1 tRNA gene and 1 rRNA gene are annotated in these 237 nt (G+C 51.1%); both read right to left on the reverse strand.

What is annotated here, in order from left to right:
- Window positions 1-5 precede the first annotated feature (5 nt).
- Window positions 6-82: transfer RNA gene (locus AEA42_RS10155), tRNA-Ile, on the reverse strand.
- A gap of 70 nt (window positions 83-152) precedes the next feature.
- Window positions 153-237: ribosomal RNA gene (locus tag AEA42_RS10160) — 16S ribosomal RNA — on the reverse strand; the annotation flags it as partial.

A 237-nucleotide genomic window follows, 5' to 3' on the forward strand; every position in this document is an offset into this window, starting at 1 on the left:
AGGATTGGTGGGTCAGAGTGGACTTGAACCACCGACCTCACCCTTATCAGGGGTGCGCTCTAACCAGCTGAGCTACAGACCCATCTTTTACTCTATCTTCTATCAAGCAAATCTGTGTGAACACTCAGCAAACATCGAGTTAGTCGTATAGGTAAGGAGGTGATCCAGCCCCAGGTTCCCCTAGGGCTACCTTGTTACGACTTCACCCCAGTCATGAACCACAAAGTGGTGAGCGCC

Origin of the sequence: Shewanella sp. Sh95 (genome assembly GCF_001308045.1) — a bacterium.
Classification (GTDB): domain Bacteria; phylum Pseudomonadota; class Gammaproteobacteria; order Enterobacterales; family Shewanellaceae; genus Shewanella; species Shewanella xiamenensis.